Here is a 7,998-nt window from a genome sequence, read left to right on the forward strand (position 1 = left end):
ATGTCCACATTGAACCAAGCCCATTGCGAAGCCTGCCGCGCCGACGCCCCTCAGGTCAGCGACGAAGAGCTGCCGGTACTGATCAAGCAGATCCCGGACTGGAACATCGAAGTCCGCGACAGCGTCATGCAGCTGGAAAAGGTTTTCCTGTTCAAGAACTTCAAGCACGCGCTGGCGTTCACCAACGCCGTCGGTGAAATCTCCGAGGCTGAAGGTCACCACCCGGGCCTGCTGACCGAATGGGGCAAAGTCACCGTGACCTGGTGGAGCCACTCCATCAAAGGCCTGCACCGCAACGATTTCATCATGGCCGCGCGCACTGACGAAGTGGCCAAGGACGCCGAGGGCCGCAAATAATGCATTTCGACGCCATAGGTCGAGTACCCGGCGACCCGATTCTCGGCCTGATGGAGGCCTATGCGCAGGACCCCAACCCGCGCAAATTCGACCTTGGTGTGGGCGTCTATAAAGATGCCTTTGGCCTGACGCCGATTCCCCAGGCCGTGAAGATTGCGGAGCAGCGCCTGGTGGATCGCCAGACCACCAAGACCTACATCGGCGGTCACGGCGAACCGGCGTTCGGCAAAGCCATCAACAAGTTGGTGCTCGGCACCGATTCTGTGTTGATCGCCGAACAGCGGGCCGGTGTCACCCAGACGCCGGGCGGCACTGGTGCGCTGCGCTTGAGCGCGGACTTCATCGCCCAGTGCCTGCCGGGCCGTGGCGTGTGGTTGAGCAACCCGACCTGGCCGATTCACGAAACCATTTTCGCCACGGCCGGGGTCAAGGTTAATCACTACCCTTATGTTGGCAGCGACAACCGCCTCGATGTTGAAGCGATGCTGGCAGCACTCAACGAAGCCCCTGAGGGCGATGTGGTTTTGCTGCACGCTTGCTGCCACAACCCGACCGGTTTCGATCTGTCCCATGACGACTGGCGCCGGGTGCTGGAAGTGGTGCGCAGTCGCAATCTGGTACCGCTGATCGACTTCGCCTATCAGGGTTTCGGCGACGGACTGGAGCAGGATGCGTGGTCAACCCGGTTGTTCGCTGCCGAACTGCCGGAAGTGTTGATCACCAGCTCCTGCTCGAAGAACTTCGGCCTGTACCGCGACCGCACGGGAGCGTTGATTGTCTGCGCGAAGACGGCTGACAAACTGGTGGATATCCGCAGCCAACTGGCCAATATCGCCCGTAACTTGTGGTCGACTCCACCGGATCACGGTGCTGCCGTGGTGGCAACGATCCTCGGCGACCCGGAGCTGAAAAGCCTCTGGGCCGACGAAGTGGAAGCCATGCGCTTGCGTATCGCCCAACTGCGCAGCGGCCTGGTCGAGGCGCTGGAGCCCCATGGTTTGCGCGAGCGCTTTGCGCACATTGGTGTGCAACGCGGGATGTTTTCCTACACCGGATTGACGCCTGACCAGGTTAAACAGTTGCGTGATCATCACAGCGTTTACATGGTCGGTACCGGCCGGGCGAACGTGGCGGGGATTGATGCGACGCGTCTTGATCTGCTGGCCGAAGCCATCGCGAAAGTTTGCAAGTAATCTCAAGAACTCTGTAGTTCCCTTGTGGGAGCAAGCCTGCTCGCGATGGTGTATCAGACGAAGCTGTTTTGACTGACACACCATCGCGAGCAGGCTCGCTCCCACATTTGTTTTGCGGCGCGCCCTCTTCCACACCTGTCTAGACAAGCCCATCCGTCGTAACAATTGGATATAAAAGTCTGATTGTCATTTCTCCTGCTGTATCCTGCCCAGGCTTTGTAAAAGCGCGGATCTACCAGATCTATCAACAGACTTTGCGAGGAGCGCGAAACATGCACGAGATCCCTAATCTCCCCTTCCCAAGCCTGCACGAAACTGAGCAGACACCCACGCAGCAAGCCGGCGCCCAACAGCCCGAGCCGAAAGAAGCCACTGAACGCCGCCAGGCCGACAGCGAAGACTGAAACACCTGCAATGCCAGACCGTGTGGAAAGCGCTAACATGCGCTTTCCACACCGCCTGAACCCTTGAGTTGCACACCATGACCGATGACTTTAGCGAGACCCAGGCCAGCGTTCTGATCGGCACCGCCGAGAAGATGATCGAGATCTGGAATCGCCTGTCCCCCGAGAAACAAGCGGCATTGCTCGCCCGTTTCGGCAGCGAAGAAAATGCCCTGGCCGCCCTGGTCACAACACAATTGGTTGCCCCCGCCAAACCCTGATTCGCCCCCACCCGGCAAATAGTTTTACTTTTCCACGCCCCGCGGCCTCTCGCGCCGCTATCATAAGCAGCCTATCTATCCTGCTTTCCCGTGGACCTTTACCCATGTCTGAAAACCAGCGCCCCCTGGCGGTCACGCTGCAAGTCGTTTCCATCGTCCTGTTCACTTTTATCGGCTACCTCAACATCGGCATTCCTCTGGCCGTGTTGCCCGGCTACGTCCACAGCGATCTGGGTTTCGGTGCCGTAGTCGCCGGCCTGGTGATCAGCGTGCAATACCTGGCCACCCTGCTCAGCCGTCCATACGCCGGGAAAATCATTGATAACAAGGGCAGCAAACTGGCGGTCATGTATGGCCTCGCCGGTTGCGGTCTGAGCGGCGTATTCATGCTGATTTCGGCCTGGACCCAAAGCCTGCCGATGCTGAGCCTGATCAGCCTGCTGATCGGACGCCTGGTGCTCGGCAGCGCGGAAAGCCTGGTGGGCTCGGGCTCGATCGGCTGGGGCATCGGCCGGGTCGGCGCGGCGAACACCGCCAAAGTAATCTCGTGGAACGGCATCGCCAGTTATGGCGCACTGGCCGTCGGCGCACCGCTTGGCGTGTTGCTGGTCAGTCAGCTGGGCTTGTGGAGCATGGGCGTGAGCATCGTGTTGCTGGCCGTGCTGGGCCTGGCGCTGGCCTGGCCGAAAACCGCCGCGCCCATCGTGGCCGGGGAACGATTGCCGTTCATGCATGTGCTCGGTCGAGTGCTGCCGCACGGTTGCGGCCTGGCGCTGGGTTCGATCGGCTTCGGCACCATCGCCACCTTCATCACCTTGTATTACGCCACGCAACACTGGGACAACGCGGTGTTGTGCCTGAGCCTGTTTGGCGCAAGCTTCATCGGCGCGCGGCTGTTGTTCGGCAACCTGATCAACCGCCTCGGTGGTTTTCGCGTGGCGATTGCCTGTCTGTCGGTGGAAACCCTGGGGTTGTTGCTGCTGTGGCTGGCACCGGATGCTCATTGGGCCTTGGCCGGCGCGGCGCTGAGCGGTTTCGGTTTTTCCCTGGTGTTCCCGGCGCTGGGCGTGGAAGCGGTCAATCTGGTGCCAGCGTCCAGCCGTGGCGCTGCGGTTGGCGCGTATTCGCTGTTCATCGATTTGTCGCTGGGGATTACCGGACCATTGGCGGGCGCGATTGCCGCCGGATTTGGTTTTGCTTCGATCTTCCTGTTCGCTGCAATCGCCGCTTTGAGCGGTTTGGCACTGAGCGTTTACCTGTACAGGCAAGCGCCCAAGTATCGTGAAGAGCGAGACGCCCGCTAGAAATCGACCTTGCCGCGCCCGGCCTTGATGCTGCCGCGCTTGGTCTTGGATTCGAGCCGACGCTTCTTCGAGCCGAGGGTCGGCTTGGTCGGACGGCGTTTCTTTTCGACCTTGGTGGCGCTGAGGATCAACTCGGTCAGCCGCTCCAGCGCATCGGCGCGATTGGCCTCCTGCGTGCGGTATTGCTGGGCCTTGATGATCAACACACCGTCGCTGGTGATGCGACTGTCACGCAGCGCCAGCAGCCGCTCCTTGTAGAACTCGGGCAAGGACGAGGCCGGAATGTCGAAGCGCAGGTGCACGGCACTGGAGACCTTGTTGACGTTCTGCCCACCGGCGCCCTGGGCGCGGATGGCCGTCAATTCGATCTCGGCATCCGGCAGATGCACGTTGTTGGAAATCACCAGCATGGAAAAGCGTCCGTATTCAGAGTGCGCAGGATACCGCGAATGAGGTCTTCTACACGCCCATGTTCCACTGTAGGAGCGAGCCTGCTCGCGATGAGGGCGTGTCAGTCAACATCTGCGTAATCTGACACACCGCAATCGCGAGCAGGCTCACTCCCACAGGGGATTTGTGTAAACCCTGAAAACAAAAAACCCGGCACATGGCCGGGTTTGTTGTGTCTGCGCGCTGCGTTATTTCACTGCAGCCTGCAACGTTTGTTGAGCACTGCGCTTGTTCTTGATGCCGTAGCAAATCCACATGAACACGACCCACACCGGAATCGCGTACACCGAAACCTGAATGCCCGGGATCAACAGCATCACGCCAAGGATGAACACCACGAACGCCAGGCAGATGTAGTTTCCGTACGGATACCACAGGGCCTTGAACAGCGGCGTCTGCTTGGTCTTGTTCATGTGCTGGCGGAACTTGAAGTGCGAATAGCTGATCATCGCCCAGTTGATCACCAACGTGGCCACCACCAGCGACATCAACAGTTCCAGCGCATTTTGCGGGATCAGGTAGTTCAACAGCACCGCGATCAGCGTCACCGCCGCCGAAGCGAGGATCGAACGCACCGGCACGCCGCGCTTGTCGATCTTCGCCAGGGCTTTCGGCGCATCGCCCTGCTCGGCCATGCCCAGCAGCATGCGGCTGTTGCAGTAGGTGCCGCTGTTGTACACCGACAACGCCGCGGTCAGCACCACGAAGTTGAGGATGTGCGCGGCGGTGTTGCTGCCGAGCATCGAGAACACTTGCACGAACGGGCTGCCGCTGTAGGAATCGCCGGAGGCGTTCAGGGTCGCCAGCAGGCTGTCCCATGGCGTCAGCGACAGCAGGATGACCAGTGCGCCGATGTAGAAAATCAGGATCCGGTAGATCACCTGGTTGATCGCTTTCGGGATCACGGTTTTCGGTTTGTCCGCTTCTGCTGCGGTGAAGCCGAGCATTTCCAGGCCGCCGAAGCTGAACATGATGATCGCCATGGCCATCACCAGACCACTGACGCCGTTCGGGAAGAAACCACCGTGGGACCACAGGTTGGTCACCGACGCTTCCGGTCCGCCGTGCCCGCTGACCAGCAGATAGCTGCCCAGGGCAATCATGCCGACGATCGCTACAACCTTGATGATCGCGAACCAGAACTCCGCCTCACCAAAGACTTTGACGTTGGCCAGGTTAATGAGGTTGATCAGCACGAAGAACCCGGCTGCCGAGACCCAGGTCGGGATCTCCGGTGCCCAGTAGTGGATGTATTTGCCGACGGCGGTCAGCTCCGACATGCCCACCAGAATGTACAGGATCCAGCAGTTCCAGCCCGACAGGAAACCGGCGAAACCGCCCCAGTATTTGTGCGCGAAGTGGCTGAAGGAACCGGCCACCGGCTCTTCGACGATCATTTCGCCGAGCTGGCGCATGATCATGAAGGCAATGAAGCCGCAGATGGCGTAGCCGAGGATCATCGACGGGCCAGCGGATTTCAGTACACCGGCCGAGCCGAGGAACAGGCCGGTACCAATCGCGCCACCGAGGGCGATCAGTTGAATATGACGATTCTTCAGGCCGCGTTTCAGCTCGCCTGAATGCGAGTTTTGTCCACTCATGAAAAGGGTCTCACGCAAGGTTTGATGATGTTCAATAGACGTTGCTGCTCGGTTGCGACTTTAAGCAGCGCCGATCAAACCCCAGCGCAGGCACCAGGAGTTCAGCGTATTTACAACGGTCATGCGTCACCTGTTTGTTTTTATCTGTGACGAAATCGAACCCGACACGCTCGTGACGCGGCGGAGTGAACAAGGCGGATAGCCTTGAGGTTTGCGCAGGTGCGCAGGAGGTCACAGGTAAAACGCGGCGCATTGTACACCGCTAACCCCCTGCTGCCAGACACCGCTGGATCAGCGCGTCGGTTGCCGGGATTGCCTGTGTCCGCCCCGAGGGTTTCGGGCGGCTGCAAAAAGAGAGTCAGACCTTTGCGGATCGTCGGCGTGAGCGATAGGAAAACCGCCCCACGGGGAGAGATGGAGATGAGTCACGGCGTACATTGCGCCTCCTTTTTGTTATGCACCTGCACGACAGGCATGGGGCGCATGACACCCTTCTGGAGCCCCTGAAACAAGCGGGCTAGAGGATGGGAAAGCGTTCGGGCGTGTTGTGGGTGTAAGTATTTTCTTACAGTGCTCAGGTGGCGACGATTTCATTTGGCCAATCAGTGGGCTTCGTCAATTTTTCGTTACATGCCGTAACGCCGACACTCCAACATGGATAGTGCAGCGCTGCGACAGGCCCCTTCGCGAGCAGGCTCGCTCCCACATTTGATCGCATGTTTCGGAAAGTACTCGCCCCCCCCCTGTGGGAGCGAGCCTGCTCGCGATGAGGTCCTCAACAACGACACAGAGCCAAAGTCAGGCCAAAAAAAACGCCAACCCGAAGGTTGGCGTTTTTCATCTGCCGCTCAGCCCTTACTCAGGCTTGCGACGACCGAAGCCCGGACGCTGGCCCGAACCGGCTGGCGCGCCGCGGCGCTTGCCCGATGGTTTGTCACCCTCGACCAGCTTGATCCCCGGACGTTTTGGCGCTGGCTTGGCCGGGCGCTTGGTGTCCGATGGACGATCCGCCACTGGCGTACCGCGACCTGACTCACCACGACCCGCAGGTGCACCGCGGCCTTCGCCACGTTCAGTGCGACCGTTGGCCGGACGCGGCGTGCGTGGACCACGCTCGCCGTCGGCGCGTGGCGCTGCTGGCTTGCGGGCTGGACGCTCGCCTTCGATATGCGGTTCACGGGTATCGCGCGGTGTAGCAGCGGACTGGTTACCGATGGCAGGACGCAACGAACGCACGCGCTCGGTCTTGCCCATCGGACGCGACGATTTACGCTGCATACGGTCGAGCTTGTCTTTGCTCTTGGCATTCATCTGCGGCATGGCCACAGGCGTCAGACCCACTTCCGCACTCAGAATGTCGACTTCGTACTGGCTCATTTCGCGCCAGCGACCCATCGGCAGGTCGGAGTTGAGGAACACCGGACCGAAACGCACGCGCTTCAGACGGCTGACCACCAGGCCCTGGGATTCCCACAGACGACGAACTTCGCGGTTGCGACCTTCCATCACCACGCAGTGGTACCAGTGGTTGAAACCTTCGCCACCTGGCGCTTGCTTGATGTCGGTGAACTTGGCCGGGCCGTCTTCAAGGACGACGCCTGCCTTCAGACGCTCGATCATCTCGTCATCGACTTCGCCACGCACACGTACCGCGTATTCACGGTCCATTTCGTAGGAAGGGTGCATCAGGCGGTTGGCCAGTTCACCGTCGGTGGTGAACATCAGCAGGCCGGTGGTGTTGATGTCCAGACGGCCGATGTTGATCCAGCGACCTTCTTTGGGCCGTGGCATCTTGTCGAAAACGGTTGGGCGGCCTTCCGGGTCAAGGCGGGTGCAGATTTCACCGTCGGGCTTGTTGTACATGATCACGCGGCGTACCGACTCGGCGGCTTCTTCGCGCTTGATCACCTTGCCATCGATGGTGATGGCGTCGTGCATGTCGACGCGCTGCCCGAGGGTGGCGTCTTTGCCGTTGACCTTGATGCGGCCGTGGCTGATCCAGGCTTCTACGTCACGGCGCGAGCCGACGCCGATACGGGCGAGGACTTTCTGCAGTTTCTCGCCTGCTGGGCCGATTTCCTGGTCGTCTTTCTGGTCGTTGATACTCATCTGGGCACCTCCCGGTGTGGTCTGTTCAGGCGGCTCTGAATTGAGCGTCCTGAAGCGTTGAAAGCTTGTACTCGGGCGAAGGGATCGCCGAAGGGTCGCGAATCATACGCTCATGTCGGCGTTTGCGCATCAGAGACTAGCTGATGAATGGCCAGTTACCCGGATTTCCGCCGACCGGTGGTACCGAGTTTGATCAGACGCAGCGCCGCTTCGGTGAGGACTGGGCAGACGCTGATGCAGGGGGCTTTCCAACGCAACCTTGTAGGAGCCGGCTTGCTGGCGATGGCGGTGGGTCAGCCAATACATTTATTGACTGAACC

Annotated in this window: 8 protein-coding genes; 5 read left to right on the plus strand and 3 right to left on the minus strand. The window is 60.1% G+C overall.

Annotated features, from left to right (window positions below; translation table 11 throughout):
* The 5 genes from KGB24_RS29170 to KGB24_RS29185 all read left to right on the plus strand — a co-directional run bounded on the left by KGB24_RS29170 (nucleotide 1) and on the right by KGB24_RS29185 (nucleotide 3,518).
* On the plus strand, nucleotides 1–357 hold the full coding sequence (locus KGB24_RS29170) for a 4a-hydroxytetrahydrobiopterin dehydratase (RefSeq protein ID WP_008030478.1): 357 nt from the start codon (nucleotides 1–3) through the stop codon (nucleotides 355–357).
* Nucleotides 357–1,550 (plus strand): amino acid aminotransferase, encoded by a 1,194-nt coding sequence (locus tag KGB24_RS29175; protein WP_223416454.1) that lies wholly within the window; start codon nucleotides 357–359, stop codon nucleotides 1,548–1,550. Before KGB24_RS29170 ends, KGB24_RS29175 begins: the two co-directional genes overlap by 1 nt.
* 272 nt (nucleotides 1,551–1,822) lie before the next feature.
* On the plus strand, nucleotides 1,823–1,954 hold the full coding sequence (locus KGB24_RS29250) for a hypothetical protein (protein WP_008030474.1): 132 nt from the start codon (nucleotides 1,823–1,825) through the stop codon (nucleotides 1,952–1,954).
* Between the two features lie 77 nt (nucleotides 1,955–2,031).
* Complete coding sequence (locus KGB24_RS29180; RefSeq protein ID WP_008030471.1) at nucleotides 2,032–2,214, plus strand: hypothetical protein; 183 nt, start codon at nucleotides 2,032–2,034, stop codon at nucleotides 2,212–2,214.
* A 104-nt stretch (nucleotides 2,215–2,318) separates the two neighbouring features.
* Nucleotides 2,319–3,518, plus strand: a complete 1,200-nt coding sequence (locus KGB24_RS29185) for an MFS transporter (RefSeq protein WP_192226000.1) — start codon at nucleotides 2,319–2,321, stop codon at nucleotides 3,516–3,518.
* On the opposite strand, the gene arfB is transcribed toward KGB24_RS29185, so the two are convergent.
* The 3 genes from arfB to rluB form a co-directional block, all read right to left on the minus strand.
* Nucleotides 3,515–3,928: an alternative ribosome rescue aminoacyl-tRNA hydrolase ArfB gene (arfB, locus tag KGB24_RS29190; protein ID WP_003222786.1), complete on the minus strand. Its 414-nt coding sequence runs from the start codon at nucleotides 3,926–3,928 to the stop codon at nucleotides 3,515–3,517. The genes KGB24_RS29185 and arfB overlap by 4 nt on opposite strands.
* Nucleotides 3,929–4,156: 228 nt before the next feature.
* A complete protein-coding gene (locus KGB24_RS29195; protein WP_223416453.1) occupies nucleotides 4,157–5,569 on the minus strand; it encodes an amino acid permease in 1,413 nt (470 codons plus the stop codon).
* An 855-nt stretch (nucleotides 5,570–6,424) separates the two neighbouring features.
* On the minus strand, nucleotides 6,425–7,678 hold the full coding sequence (rluB, locus tag KGB24_RS29200; RefSeq protein WP_008030465.1) for a 23S rRNA pseudouridine(2605) synthase RluB: 1,254 nt from the start codon (nucleotides 7,676–7,678) through the stop codon (nucleotides 6,425–6,427).
* Nucleotides 7,679–7,998 lie beyond the last annotated feature (320 nt).

The sequence above is a fragment of the Pseudomonas sp. BF-RE-25 genome, from assembly GCF_019956105.1.
Lineage (GTDB): Bacteria > Pseudomonadota > Gammaproteobacteria > Pseudomonadales > Pseudomonadaceae > Aquipseudomonas > Aquipseudomonas migulae.